Raw genomic sequence first — 15,216 nt, 5'->3', positions numbered from 1 at the left:
AAATAAATTATTAGAATGAGTTTGTAAACTTATTCTAATAATTTATTATATATTATGGAGTAATATTTTTGAATGCAGGAATATAATTATCTTTGTATGGGAATATATCATAACTAGATGCTTTGGTCTAAAGTCTATTGATAATTATATTAAGTTAAATATAATAATTTATACTTTTTCATACTGGCAAAAACTAGAGTGATTACAAAAATTACAAATACTTTCATAATAGAAATATGATGAATTTATTTTAAAGATAGTACAAACTATCCTGGGAAACACGAATTTTAGTCTTTTCTTACTTAGTAAATAAATTCATACAAGGGGTAATCATGGAAACTTCTAGGAATACGCATAAGTAATATACAGAATTTGTTTTATAGATGCAAGTTGATTTAAGCTGAATGGTCCAAAATATTATGGATACCATAGACAAGTATAGTAAGATTTACTTTTATATCTACTGCAATGGTTTAACTTCTGACTCCTCAGGTTAAATTACTGAGCCATAGAAATGTATTCAAAAAAAATTGTCTGCCTTTCCATGCCACTATAGAAAATGAAGTGGCAAATTAAAAAAAACTACAAAAAAAGGCAAAAGCACCGTGCAGATAACATTCTTAGGGACAAGTTCTGGCGTACCTACGCGATCACGTAATGTTTCCAGTGTTGCCCTGAAATTGCCACAACGGTCGGAATTATGGTTGTTTGACTGTGGTGAAGGAACACAACATCAGTTCCTCCGTAGTGAGCTAAAAATAAGCCAACTAACCCGCATTTTTATAACTCATATGCATGGTGACCATATTTTTGGCTTGATGGGTTTACTTGCCAGTTGTGGTTTAGCTGGTAATGTCCAATCTATTGATATTTATGGCCCTCCAGGATTAAACGAGTATTTGCAGGCAGCCTTGCGCTATTCTCATACCCATTTTTCTTACCCAGTGAAAGTTCATACTATTACTTCAGGATTGATTTATGAAGACCAAGAATTTTATATTTACTGTGGTGTTTTATACCACCGTATTACTGCTTTCGGCTATCGAGTTATAGAGAAAGATCGTCCAGGACGATTTGATGTAGCAAAAGCTCAGCGGTGGCATATTCCCCCAGGTAAAATATATAGTCAATTAAAACATGGAGAAACAGTGACATTAGAGGATGGACGAGTAATCAATGGGGCTGATTTATGTGGTGATGCGGAAATTGGACGTAAGATAGCCTACTGTACGGATACTGTTTATTGTGATAGAGCAGTACAGCTAGCAGAAGATGCAGATGTATTAATCCATGAAGCCACTTTTGCCCATCAAGATGCAGAAATGGCATTTCGGCGTCTTCATTCAACAAGTACTATGGCAGCACAAACAGCTTTAGCTGCTAACGCACATCGTCTGATAATTACTCATTTTAGTCCTCGTTACAACCCTGGTAATCCCATAGAATTTAAAGATTTGTTGAAAGAAGCACGTGCTATTTTTCCAAAAACGGATATGGCATATGATTTTATGAGTTATGAAGTTCCTAGACGTAGGGATTCAATAATTGTCTAATTTGTAATCTTGTCTCTATGATGACAAAACTGCTTGAAATCCTGTAAATTATGCCATTGTTAATTACATCTGTTGGTCTTATTTGGTGGTATGAAACGTAATGGCATTTGGAAAAAGCACATGCTATTAACATCTATATACTTGTGCTTGACTTTATTCTGGGTATATGCAAATGAAAGTAAAATATCTCAGTGCAAACGCTTAATCACGATAGTTGACCAGGGGAATAATTCAATTGAAACAAACAAGGGTTATCAGGTTACGACTAGTTACCAGCTGGCAAAAGATTTGGAAAAAATTACACAAATACTTATAAAGTCCAAGTTTGGAGATACCAAGTTAGCAGAGTTTAATGACAAATTTGCAACAATATTTAGGAATTGGAATCAACAAATAGGAAAAGCCAGTAAAGCCTTGGCAACAACAAAGACAGCTGAACCTTCAAAGAATGGTAGAATAACAATTAAAAAAGCAAGAGAGGAAATCAATACTAATCTTATATCTGCCTATTATACGGCTAAAAATTTTGATGTACTCTTTGAGGAACTCAATGAGTATTGCAATCAAACTGAAGAATCAGTAGGATTTTAAGTTTTCCATTAAGGTATTCTAGCTTACTTCAAGGAGGAGTCAACAACTTAAAATCCCAAATTTTTCTTATTATCTACTTGTATACTAGCAACTATTATGACCATGTCATTAACTTATAGTTATCTTACTTTTACTATACTGAAATTTTTTCCCAATTTTAAAAATAGGAATAATTAAAACAAATATAGAAGTACTTCATTGTATAGTACTTTATACTTTATTCATAGAGTAATATGTACTCTTCAGTAATATTATGTTTGATTGTTTTTCGATGATATTTTTCTAAAATTGAACTGTTAAAAGAATAAAAATATTGAGTAAAATTAATTAACTACCCTATGAAAGTTTATATACCAGTATATCCATACTAACAGTAATCTCTGCAATAGAATACATACCATGAAAATAGCTTAAATATTAGAAACAATAACAAATTCGCTGTAAAACTCGGGTATTATATAAATATAATATTTACCCCATAGTTTATTGGAAAAATTTAATAATGATACAGGTTATTATTATCCTCATAGTTTATGCTGTAGATTAGGTACTTGGAAAGATAACTGTACCAAAATAATAGTTATGCAATAGTAAAAAATATTACTAATAACCATTGTAATATTGCCCCCTATATATTTTTGTAGTAATTATTGACACATAAAAAATTTAGTTTGTTAAATAGCACTTTTTGAGTGGCTAAATAATACTGTTATTTTTACTGATAAATGGCATAATTTTTCTAATCAACTTGTGTGGCAGCTATATGCACTAACATATATTTCATGCATGCTTTGATGGTATAGCATGATTATTAATATCACTCTATGCTCTTCTTTGTATGAAATGGGGTGTAGTTTTTTTATGGTTGATTGATCTATCCTTGACTATTACTTTCTAATCTTTCTCCTTTCTCTAAATTTCATGATTAAGGCAAGTAGTACAATTATCAGTCTGGCTTTCATTCTTGGGTTGTTGTCTACTGAGCTGCCCGGGGGTAGGATTTGGCCAATTATTCTTGGGATATTGGGGGCAGTTTTATTTTCTCAATTAGGGATAAGTCCCCAACATAAACTGCAATCAAAAACTAGGAAAAAGTTACAGGCTAGGCATTTACCACCATTAGCATTACCCCATCCATATATTTGGTTAATTGCCAGTTTAGTAAGTTTGTTGGCAGGTTTTTACTTACAATTTCGCCTTCCACAACCACAGAACAACGACATTAGTAAGTTTATTCCTCAAGATAGTAACGCAATTCAAGCACAACTAGTAATTGTTCGGGGAACAATAGAAAGTACACCAAGATTGACTCGTAGTCAAAGAGGACAATTTTGGTTAAATGCAGATCAATTCAGCGAAGTGATCAATAATCAACAACCTCCTGGTATTAGTAAGGCTGTTACTGGAAAATTGTATGTAACAGTACCTATACTTCAATCTACTGGTTTATACCCGGGACAAAAAGTAGCAATTACAGGTTTTTTATATAGGCCTAAACCCTCAAAAAATCTTAATGAGTTCAACTTTCGCAGGTATTTATGGTATCAAGGGTCATTTTCCGGCTTAAACGGTAGATTGGTAAATATACTGGAAAAAGAACGCCCTTGGGGATTATGGAAAGTCAGGCAGAGTATAGTAAAGTCCCACGTTCAGTTTTTGGGTATTCCACAAGGTCCTTTGGTCAGTGCCATGTTATTGGGTAGTAAAGCCATTGACTTACCCTACGATATTAGGGACTTATTTATTAAAGCTGGTTTGGCCCATTTGATCGCAGCTTCTGCCTTTCATACTTCTTTGTTATTGGATTTAGTATTAGGCTTAACAAGAAAGGCTAGTAGACGTACACGGTTAATAGTCGGTAGCTTAATCTTAATTATATTCTTGGGTTTGACTGGGTTTAACCCATCGACATTCCGTGCTGTATTAATGGGTCTTGCAGCTTTTTTAGGAATAGGAATAAAACAAAAAATCAAACAACTAAGTCTATTTATGATAGTTGCAATGATTTTGCTACTAATTAATCCCTTATGGATTTGGGATTTGGAGTTTCAATTTAGTTTTTTAACTATCTCCAGTCTCATTATCACCGTACCATCAATAAATCAAAGATTACAATGGTTGCCAAGAGTGATTGCATCCTTAATTTCTGTTCCTCTTGCTGCAACTATTTGGACTTTACCTATTCAGCTATCAGTATTTGGTACTGTTCCTATATATAGCATTTTATCAAATGTCCTTAGTACACCACTAGTAGCTATAATCAGTTTTGGCGGAATGTTAAGTGCCATATTTGCATTCATTTTTCCCCCATTTGGAAGTGCAGTAGCGGTAGTATTAAATTGTCTTACAAGTTGGTTGATTTATCTGGTAGAACTAGTAGGAAATTTACCGGAGAACTATTTATCAGTAGGGAAAATAACAATTTGGCAGTTATTAATAGTGTACACCTTAATATTAATGGTTTGGTGGTTAAGATGGTGGGGAAAGCACTTGTGGTTTGCAGGTTTATTAGTGTTGATTTCAGTGACTATTCCAATTGGGCATTCGAAAAATGACTTATTTAGAATAACCGTATTAGCTGCTGAGGAAGAGCCTATAATGGTGATCCAGGATCAGGGAAATGTCACTGTATTTAATAGTGGTAATTGCGGAAAAGGAAAGCTTACGATAGCTCCTTTTTTACAACAGCAGGGAATAAATAAAATTGATTGGGCAATATCTAGTAATTTTCAATACAGTGATACTAATGCCTGGTTAGAAATAATGGAAAAATTGCCCATTAAAGTCTTCTTTGACTATTCTCCAACCCCAGAAACTGCCCTAATCAGCAAAGCTATACATCAAGAATTACAAAAACATAAGGGAATATATCAACCACTATCTTTAGGACAAACGGTAAGTACTGACTCCTACATAGCACAGTTAGTAAACAAGGAAATACCAATTTTACAAATGAAGATTCGTGGACAATTGTGGCTATTTATCGGTAATCGAAATCAGTCAGAATTGGAAAAATTAATTAAATTAGAGAAACTACCACGCCCCCAAGTATTATGGCATGCAGGTCAGTCATTAAAAAAGTTACTGGAAACTCTAAAACCAAACCTAGCAATCACAGTTAATGCTAATTTGAGGAATGAAGACTCCTTAGCTATTAGTAAAATGAAAACCCAAGTTTTTTTTACTGAGCAGGATGGAGCAGTTCAGTGGACTGCTGATGGCAAGCTTGAGGCTTTTATACAAAATACAGAAAGTAGGACGTCTATTTTCTAAAGAGAACATCCCACATCGGTAATTAAGCTAAAAATTGCTTGTTAAGTTAGCCTCTTATTATCTCATTAAATAATATATAAAAATCCTTACATAATAATGCTTGGAGATATTACAAAACTAATTTCCTGCCGCTTAGGCTAGGCCATTAATCCCCATATAATCTTCAAATATTATCTTATTTACTTTGTAGGTTATTTGATATTTAGTGCCTTCCTTGGATGAAAATCATTGCTTAGTAGCCTCAATATTATTCATAAATATTGAATTTATTATTTGTTTACTACTCCAAATGAGGGTAAATAATTGGAAGCCTTATTTGCATCGCAGTATGGGTTACTCCTAATCCTAAAGATCCTTTAATGGATATATCACTAAGTATAATTATTAAGAAATAAGAGTATCAATAATCATTAATTGACTACTTGACAATATTTTGATATGGTCATTTTCCTCTAGAAATTTTTATATATCAGGGCTATTAGTAAGCAAGAGAGAGAAGAAATCTTTTAACCTGATGATGGCAATATGAAAGGAATTGTGTAAGCATTGAAATAATAGCTGAATTTAATGCAAAAATTATGATGAGACTTCGAGACTTTCTTCGCATTCTCTTATAGCTCTATATATAAATAAGTAGCTTTTTTATAAATTAATACTATTTCAATAATGATAAAAAGCTGATTTATACAATCTCCAATAAAAATTATTTGATACTATATTTTACTTTAAGTCTCATCCAAAATTTGATTTGATGTAGATCTTCCTTAAACTAATTATTACTGATTACATAGATTACAAGAAATTCCACAATAGTTTTTGCTTAAGCAAATAGCATAAATAAAATAATATACAAGATTAATAATTGTTATGATATTGTTCTAATGATAATTGGTGGAGTCGAATGCTCAATTTAAACTTCTCAAAATAGTAAGAGTACAAATATAAGGTTTTCTAAAAAAAAGCCAAGACTCATGTTCAAATAATTGGTATAATTAAGACTAACACGATCTATATTAGATATCAACAAGAAAGTGAATCTGGAAATATTTAATGATAACAAAGACTCAATGACTAAGAAAATATATAAGAAACTGATTGTCAATCATAATCCTTATGTTGGTATTAATTAGGTTCTCATACCAAAGTATGTCATAGTTACATTATATGGGATTTTTCATGTTTTCTTAGTTTAAAGTTAATTGTTCAAGCAAAATTTTTTAAAATTTATTTTAACAGTTTTATAATATTAAAAATCCAACTAATTGAATTAATATATAAGCTCCTGCTTAATAAATTTTTGAGGGGGTATATTAGTCTTGATAAAGTACTAACAATACTAACAGATAGCTTTCATAAACACAGTTTTTAGTATACCAGGTGGGAACAATCAAGTTATCATTTATCAAGTAATTATATTTATTCTAGAAGTAAAATAGTGTTTTAAGATTCTACTCACCACCAATGTTCACTTAAATATTGCGATAAGCGTAGAGGATTTGTATTTTAATTAGGAGTTGAAATAACCATTGTTTGATTTTGATCAGGTACATTTATTTAAGGTCTATAACACTTTGTTATTCCTTACAAACCAAATATAACTTCTTATTTTATTCTTTTCATCTTCCTTGGTATATTTCATGTTACTATTTTTATCTAAGTATTTAGTGTATCAGCACAAATTACTTAATGCTGATACACTAAATATTGATTACATAAGATTTATAGTGAGAAAAAATCAAATAAGTCTAATATCTAAGATAACTGTGTTTTAATACCAAGATTAGATTAGAGGATAGTTTAAAATAAACTTATTACTTAATTGAGTAAAGTCATGTTAAATCACTACAGAGAATTTTTTATTGGAACTGTGGAAATATAGCTAGAATGAATATAAAAATTAAATGCATTTTGGGTAAATGCATTTTAGATATCAATTTGGCACTTAAAAAAACATTGGGAGTTCAGGCAAAAAATGATACAAGAAACTCATACTAAACAAAAAGGTATTCAGTTGAGTGAAGCAGCTTTGAAGCGGGTAAAAATACTCCGAGATGAGCAGGGATCAGAACTTTGTTTAAGAGTGGGAGTTCGGCAAGGTGGCTGTTCTGGAATGTCTTACATGATGGATTTTGAGGATGTCAGTCAGATTTCTGAAAAAGATGAATTATTTGACTACGATGGTTTTAAGATCGTTTGTGATCGTAAAAGTCTTTTGTACCTTTATGGGTTAATGCTCGACTATAGTGATGCAATGATTGGTGGTGGATTCCAGTTTACTAATCCAAATGCTAGTCAAACTTGTGGTTGTGGTAAGTCTTTTGGGGTTTAATTCATGATATTTTGCTATTCATCCTGTGTTTTTCATGCAAGCCTATAAAAACCAGGACACCATGACTCGTGATATATAAAAATGACTAATGACTGAAACTATTGAATCTCTCTTTGAACAGGGTGTACACAGATATAAAACAGGAGATCCCATAACTGAGTTAATCCCTGTTTTTAAGGAGGTTTGTGATCGTGCCCCCAAAATTGGTGCTGCTTGGACCTGTCTGGCGTGGTTGTATTTGCTGGATAATAAGTTCATTTCGGCTTATAAAACAGCTCAAAAAGCAGTAACACTTAACCCAAAAGAACCTCAAGCTAGGATAAATTTAGCCATTGCAATGTTAGAAACAAACCGCAAAGGTTTGCGACAACATATAGAACTTGCACGGCAATTGATACTTGTTGATGATGAATTGGACAAGGAAATTAAACAAAGTATTGAGGATGGATTAAGTAGAAAACCAAATTGGCCAAGCTTGGCAAAAGTCAAGAGATGGATTTATGAAGAATAATTAATAATTACCATGGGTACAAAGGTTGCACCCATGAGGCAAATGTGCAACCTTGATTTGAATTCAATAAAATCTTGAAGACCTCTTAATGAAAGAGAAACTTATCAGTTGGCTCAACTTATTATTAGTAGCAAATGTTTTTTTAGTCATTGCAGGATTTGTATGGTTGATAGTTGCCGCAGTCGGAGATGCATGTGAAATCCCTCTTGGGTTGGATTTGTGGCATGAGTTATGGCAGCCCCTATTTAATCCTGCTATTAGTCTACTTATTGGCGGTGCAGTCTTAAGTGCTACAATCAGCTCGGTTAGACGAAAATTTCCCGGCAATCATTTTACTAAAGGAAATATTAAAAAGTAAATCCTACTATTCATCGCTAAGGCAATTTTATTACCATATTTTCTCTAAGTAGTTTACTTGCATATATTTGCTAATGCAGTTCGTAAATCAGGATACTGGTATTTGAAGCCTATATCTAAGGTCTGCTGGGATATTACTTGTTGGCCTTCTAAAACTACGATGGCCCCATCCCCCAAAATAGCTTTAATGGCAAAGCCAGGGATGGGAAGCCAAGAAGGACGATTTAATACTTGACTAATGGTTTGGGAAAGCTCACTCATCCGTACTGGGTTGGGAGCAGTTGCGTTATATATTCCTGACATATCTGAGTTAGTTAAGGCTTGAATAATTAAGTAGACTAAATCATCTATATGAATCCAGGAAAACCATTGATTTCCGCTACCAATAGGACCACCTATAAACATCCTAAAGGGAGCAATCATTTTTGCTAATGCCCCACCACTCTTACCTAAAACAATTCCCGAGCGTAAAAGAACTAATCTTACGCCAGTATTGCTTACTTTTTTGCTTCTTCTTCCCAAGCCTGACAAACCTTCGCCAAAAAATCATTACCAGGGGGGCTAGTTTCTGTAAACCTTGCGGTTCTACTTATGCCATAGTATCCAATGGCAGAAGCATTAACTAAAACACCAGGTTTGTATTTTGCATTGGCAATTGCTGTAACAATATTTCTGGTAGTTAGCAGACGGCTATCACGAATTGCTTGCTGCTTTTCTCCTGTCCATCGTCCATCTACGATTGATTCTCCCGCCAAATTAACAATACCATCACACCCAGAAATAGTATTTTGCCAATCATCCAAAACATATGGTGTATATTTAACTATCTCTATATTAGGAAAAGATAAGAATGGGAAAATCTTACGAGCATTACTCGGATTGCGAGTGAGAAGAACCACTTGGCATCCCCGTTCTTGTAGTTTAACGACTAGACAACTGCCAACAAACCCTGTTGCCCCTATAACTGCAATTTTCATAGAAGTTTTGACCTAGAACCTCATAGAGCCTTTATTTTCTGATTTCTTAAACATTGACTTGTCGGTTAATCTAAACCTAACTTAATTTGCCAGAGGATCCTCATCAGGATTTGGATATGCTTTTCGTCTGTATTGTCGCTGTAATCATACTGCACTGTCAAATATTAATTTGTAATCAATAACGTAGGTAACACCCTGATTAAGTAGTAAGATATTTAAGTGGATCTTTGCACGTTTTAAAACTCTCATGAGCTTGAGATATTTTAGAGTAAGTAAGCTATTGTAATACCTTTTCATTCATAAAAAGTCTAAAGGTAGTGAATTATTCTAAGTATAAAGTAACGAATGTTTATACAAACAATTAACACAAATTCTCCGTATCAAGATTGATAATTACAGAAACAATTGTGAGAATCGTTAGTAGTAAATTACACAATTTGAATTCCAGTTCAGATTATTTGTTAAAACTTGCAAACAGCTTGTACAAAAAATTCCTATAAAATAACCACCATAATCATGACAGTTGGACGTAAGTTTTAATTTGACAGCAAATATAAATGTTGTAGAATACAATTCTTGTTTAGGTATTTTCAAATATTTATAAATTTAGTTAATAGACTTATCTTTTTACAATAAACATATGCTATTTTTGACTCAAATATTACTTTTCCAACTTAACTTGGATGCAACAATGATAGCTGGAAACAGCTTGTGGTCTTTAGCATTATATTTGGGGTTTTCTCCAATAAGTGAATGGGTGATATGTGAGCTTAGTCATTTGTTTGCTATTATGAGGAAGTCACTCAACACTAACAAGAAAGACTTTGAAGAAACCTGCAAAGATAAAGAATCGCAAGGTACTTTTTGTGCCTCTTTATTAAGTATAATACCTTTTTTATTTGTGGGTATTCTCTTCAGCTGGGGTATTGAGATAAGTCTCAGTCGTAGCTGGGCAATAAGTACGGGCTTGCTCGCCTGCATTACTTCTGGTGTATATGAATTAGGGCGTAGAGATGGTCTATCTTCCAAATAAATTTTAATAGTGGGGTTAATTGCAGTTACGATTTTGCCGATATTGATAGCTGTTTATATTTGATGTTCTAATACTATAGGGTTATAATTCGATTTAAAAAAATGATTAATATTCTATTGAAAACAAGTAAATAGCAATTTAATTAACAAATAAATTTGGAGCTTCAATGAAATGTTAATCTCAATGGTATAGTATTTCACTAGTTAATAATGTTTTCAATGAGTATAAAAATTAAAATTTATAGTTATTCAGTATGACTTACAGTAAAAGCAAATACCCTATTATATTTATGTATTATTATGTCAATAAGGCAATAATAAGTATAAATGCGGGGACTGGATAATTTAATATCAAGATATTTAAAAATCAAGTATTACATGGCAAACTTATTTATTTCAAGCATAAGAAAGTTTGTTCAGGTTTTACATAACTAAGGTTACATATTTATATTATGTAAATTAATTTTCGTACAGCAGATAAACTATTATTTCAACTGTTCATCTGCAAAATTATGCTGAAAAAACAAGTCCCCAAATATCATAATAAGGTTTGCTAATGTAAATGAGAAGACTCCATGGTACTCCAAGAGAACAAGGTTATTATATGCCAGCTCAGTGGATGACCCACGAATCGACAATTTTAGCTTTTCCATTTGGAGAAGAAAATTGGCAAGGTGGGCTAACTAGGGTTAGGTGTGAATTCATGTCCTTTCTACAGCAAATTGTGGAAGATGAATCAACAATACTGGTTATAACTCCTATGGAAGAGGAGAGTTTTCATGAGACTCAACGAATAGTAAAACAAAACTGGGTAAATTCTACCAATCTGCATGTGGTGATATTACCTCTAGATGATGTGTGGATGCGTGACATTGTTACTATTCAACTCATTAGTGAAGATCTAAAGGAACTAATACCTGTCAAATGGAAGTTTAATGGTTGGGGTGAAAAATTTTCCTATGATCATGATTGTGCAGTTGGGTATCAACTAATAGAAATAATGGGGATTAATAATTTCTTTGATATTCCAATAATTCTCGAGGGAGGGGCAATTGAGGTTGATGGTAAAGGGAATGGTATTACCACTCGCTCCTGTTTGTTAAATCCCAATCGCTCTGGATTAAATGAAAACGAATTTAGCCAAATTATCAAAGACTTTTTTGGATTGAATAAACTGATCTGGCTAGATGAGGGATTGGTAGGGGATCATACAGATGGGCATATTGATATGGTTGCACGTTTTACACCTACTGGGAATATCCTAATTAATCACACACATAATCGAAATAACCCACATTTTCATATTTTAGAACAGAATTACAAGCAGCTAAGTCGCGAATTTGGTTCAAGTAGTTTGATTTGTCTTCCTTTACCTGAGCAAACTATTGAAGAAGCTATGACTAACAAATTACCTGAGCTAGCTTGTGCTAATTATGCTAATTTTTATATTACTAATCACAGTGTAATTGTACCTGCCTTTAATGATCCAGCAGATGAAGTGGCACGTAGTATTGCTGCCAATTTCTTTCCCCAACATGAGGTAGTAAGTGTATTGGCTCGAGATATCCTTAAATATGGAGGGGGTATTTTAAACTGTTTGACGCAGCAAGTACCTCAGAAAAGAACAGGGGCAAGATAATATTGGGGAAAATAAAAAGAAAACACTTTTATCAAAAATAGCCTGCAGCATAAACTTTTAACTGAATATGTTCAATAATTCTGCCAATTCACTACTGCCTTTAAAAGAAAACTTTATAATCATTGAAAGATCAAAAGCAAAAATAACTGTTATCCGGTACTACTTGTTACTCTGATAGTAATTGACTCTGTGTATATATTACCAAGAAGGCTATCAATCACAGCAAAATGCTCCACATTCTAAAGGGGAGAAGAAAAACATTATTTAGTTAAAGCATCCACAATCTAAAAATTGTAGAAAATGAAATTAGGAATACTACAAGGTTCTTTTTCAAAAACGACTGAAGATAACATTATAAAGATGAGTCATGCAATAAGAAAAGCTGCTCAGGAAGGGGCACAGATAGTTTTGATGCCAGAATTATTTGCTAACCATTATTTCCCCCAGACTGAGCAAATGGAGAATTTTGCATTAGCTCGATCCAAAAATGAAAATTTCTTCCTTAAATTTTTTCAAAAGTTGGCAGGGGAATTGCAAGTTGTACTCCCTGTAAGTTTTTTTGAACGAGATCGGACTTCCTATTTTAATAGTGTGGTGGTATTTGATGCTAATGGCAAAGACCTAGGTACATACCGTAAGGCACATATCCCTGATGGCCCATGGTATGAAGAAAAGTACTATTTTACACCAGGAGACACGGGATTTCGCTGTTATAATACCCTGTATGGCAATATAGGGGTAGGAATATGTTGGGATCAATGGTTCCCAGAATGCGCTAGGGCCATGTCCCTAATGGGTGCAAGCTTGCTACTATATCCTTCCGCTATCGGTTCAGAACCACAAAGCAGCATTACTACTGATACCAGTGCCATGTGGCGGCGGGTAATGGTGGGTCATGCAGTAAGTAATTCGGTGTATGTTGGGGCCTCAAATAGAGTAGGTAGGGAGAGAGAAATAGACTTTTATGGTACCTCCTTTATTGCCGATTACCAAGGGGAAATAATTGCTGATGCAGGGAGTAATGATGATTGTGTAATTACAGCAGACTTGAACTTTACTGACCAAAGAGAATTTCAGGCAGATATGGGTTTTTTTCGTGATCGTCGTCCGGATTTATATAGTTCACTTCTCAGCCGTTAACTCTGAAATAGAGTGGAGTAAATCATAGAATGGTTGCCAGTTATCTTCTTCTATAATTGACTTCCATACTGATTCAATTACAGGTCTTAGTATTACCGTTCTGGGATTGTTCTCACTTAGGACCTTAGCAACATTTTCTAATTGATTGGGAGATAAATCTGTTAGGATTTGATGGTAATATCTAGACCAATTAATAAATAATTCCGTTGTACCAAAACAATTTTTAATTTCCGACCCTTTGAGGATATTCTCCTCATTATTCTGCCATTTACTTGAAAAGGTACTAGCTAGGTCAGCAAAAAAACCATGATAACTAACAGGATAATATTTAAGGAATGACAAAGTTGATTGTAATAATTCTTCTCCCTTAAATGTGTTGATTCGCTCAATACCTAACTTTTTGAGCATTAAATTTTGATATTCCAGTTTGTACTCTTGATCAAAATTTTTTATTCCCTTTTCCATATCAGTCTGCGGAATAACATCTTTTAATGCCTTCTGTAATAATTCTAGATTAAATCGACAAATTCTTGGTTGATTAATATAACAGTATCGGCCATTATAGTCAAAGTATGCAGCGGTAAAATGGGGATCATAATTGGGGATGAAAGCGTAAGGACCATAATCAAAACTCTCCCCCGTAATAGACATGTTATCTGTGTTTAAAACCGCATGACAGAAACCAGCTGCCATCCACTGAGCGGCTAGTTTTCCCACCCTTTTTGATAATTCGGCATAAAAAAAAGTGTACTTATCTTCTTCCCCCTGTAAGTGGGAATAATAAGTTGCAATAACATGATCTAATAATCTTCGGGTTAAATCTGAACGCTTGAGATAGTTGAGTCGTTCAAAAGTGCCAAAACGGATGTGTGATTGACTCATTCTAATGATGACACAAGAACGGGTAGGAGATGGTTCATCTCCTCTCCACAGGGACATTCCTGTCTCTACCATACTTAAACAACGGGAAGTATTCACCCTCATGCAGTTTAACATTTCAGCAGCTAATACTTCCCTTACACCTCCTTTGAGAGTTAGCATCCCATCTCCACCACGGGAATAAGGTGTTTTTCCAGAACCTTTAGTACCAAAATCATAAAGCTTATTATCTAAACCTCTTACCTGGCCATATAGAAATCCCCTGCCGTCTCCTAACATCGGGTTATATTCACCAAATTGGTAGCCATGATAGCGCAGTGCTAATAAAGGTTGACGTTGTTCAAATTTGCCAAAAGCCCGAACAAAATGCTCATTAGTCACCTGTTGTGGTGTTAATCCTAGTGTAGGTAACAGGTCATCATTACGCCACCGCAGAATATGCTGAGGAAATTCTGCCGCATTTACTACATCATAGTATTCATGACCTAATGATTCTATGGCAGTTTCGTAGATCAGGGAAATAAAGGGATTGTGAGTAGTAGTATCAGCTAAATTCATCCAATTTTTTTCGCTAAGTGATGTGGAGTTATGAAACAGTTTTCAATTAGGTAAAAATCAATTATATTTAATAGCCTTGCCAGAATTACAAGCAGATGCACACATTTTATCTGTTATATCCTCCGAATAAATAGCACAAAAAAGAGGGATATTTCCCCCTAGTTTCAAACAAATTTAGTTACTAGCAAGTAGGCCAATATGCAGCTAAACTGCATAAAAAAGAGTGATTAGACTATTGTAGTATGGGATTGTTACCCGCTTCAATATACACATTACGTAATATACATTACATACGCCACGGCTTGGAATCAGAAAATTAGTTTTTATTATTCCCTAACATCAATACCGGCAGTAACTTCTGCCACTTCTTCTATAGC

General features: G+C 33.8%; 10 protein-coding genes and 1 pseudogene. 9 read left to right on the top strand and 2 right to left on the bottom strand.

All coding sequences use genetic code 11. The annotated features are described in order from the left end of the window. The first annotated feature begins 605 nt into the window (after window positions 1-605). The 6 genes from RINTHH_RS00770 (at window position 606) to RINTHH_RS00745 (ending at window position 8,615) form a co-directional block, all read left to right on the top strand. Entirely contained in the window at window positions 606-1,553 is a 948-nt protein-coding gene (locus RINTHH_RS00770; RefSeq protein ID WP_008231674.1) for a ribonuclease Z, read from the top strand. 90 nt (window positions 1,554-1,643) lie between these two features. Beyond that, window positions 1,644-2,144, top strand: coding sequence for a hypothetical protein (locus RINTHH_RS00765; protein WP_044304303.1), 501 nt, complete (start codon window positions 1,644-1,646; stop codon window positions 2,142-2,144). 921 nt (window positions 2,145-3,065) lie between these two features. Then, window positions 3,066-5,417: a ComEC/Rec2 family competence protein gene (locus tag RINTHH_RS00760; RefSeq protein ID WP_008231670.1), complete on the top strand. Its 2,352-nt coding sequence runs from the start codon at window positions 3,066-3,068 to the stop codon at window positions 5,415-5,417. 1,972 nt (window positions 5,418-7,389) lie between these two features. Next, the gene (locus RINTHH_RS00755; protein ID WP_008231668.1) at window positions 7,390-7,746 is read left to right on the top strand and encodes a HesB/IscA family protein; all 357 of its coding nucleotides are present in this window, start codon (window positions 7,390-7,392) and stop codon (window positions 7,744-7,746) included. Between the two features lie 88 nt (window positions 7,747-7,834). Continuing rightward, window positions 7,835-8,257, top strand: a complete 423-nt coding sequence (locus RINTHH_RS00750; protein WP_008231665.1) for a tetratricopeptide repeat protein — start codon at window positions 7,835-7,837, stop codon at window positions 8,255-8,257. 88 nt (window positions 8,258-8,345) lie between these two features. Then, window positions 8,346-8,615 carry a hypothetical protein gene (locus RINTHH_RS00745; protein WP_008231663.1) on the top strand — a complete coding sequence of 90 codons (270 nt, stop codon included), beginning with the start codon at window positions 8,346-8,348 and terminating at the stop codon, window positions 8,613-8,615. Window positions 8,616-8,668: 53 nt separating this feature from the next. On the opposite strand, the pseudogene thyD reads toward RINTHH_RS00745, so the two are convergent. Further along, window positions 8,669-9,591: pseudogene (gene thyD / locus RINTHH_RS00740) on the bottom strand (thylakoid membrane protein ThyD). Window positions 9,592-10,231: 640 nt separating this feature from the next. Here thyD and RINTHH_RS00735 point away from each other — a divergent pair. The 3 genes from RINTHH_RS00735 to RINTHH_RS00725 all read left to right on the top strand — a co-directional run bounded on the left by RINTHH_RS00735 (window position 10,232) and on the right by RINTHH_RS00725 (window position 13,402). Continuing rightward, on the top strand, window positions 10,232-10,624 hold the full coding sequence (locus RINTHH_RS00735; RefSeq protein ID WP_044304302.1) for a hypothetical protein: 393 nt from the start codon (window positions 10,232-10,234) through the stop codon (window positions 10,622-10,624). Window positions 10,625-11,185: 561 nt separating this feature from the next. Beyond that, complete coding sequence (locus RINTHH_RS00730; protein WP_008231658.1) at window positions 11,186-12,262, top strand: agmatine deiminase family protein; 1,077 nt, start codon at window positions 11,186-11,188, stop codon at window positions 12,260-12,262. 300 nt (window positions 12,263-12,562) lie between these two features. Next, a complete protein-coding gene (locus RINTHH_RS00725) occupies window positions 12,563-13,402 on the top strand; it encodes a nitrilase-related carbon-nitrogen hydrolase (RefSeq protein WP_008231657.1) in 840 nt (279 codons plus the stop codon). Here the strand turns inward: RINTHH_RS00725 and RINTHH_RS00720 are convergent. Next, complete coding sequence (locus RINTHH_RS00720; protein WP_008231655.1) at window positions 13,385-14,839, bottom strand: protein adenylyltransferase SelO; 1,455 nt, start codon at window positions 14,837-14,839, stop codon at window positions 13,385-13,387. The genes RINTHH_RS00725 and RINTHH_RS00720 overlap by 18 nt on opposite strands. Between the last annotated feature and the right edge of the window lie 377 nt (window positions 14,840-15,216).

Origin of the sequence: Richelia intracellularis HH01 (assembly GCF_000350105.1) — a bacterium.
GTDB lineage: Bacteria > Cyanobacteriota > Cyanobacteriia > Cyanobacteriales > Nostocaceae > Richelia > Richelia intracellularis.
Note: the sequence above shows the minus strand (reverse complement) of the source record. Positions and strands in the feature narration are given on the sequence as shown.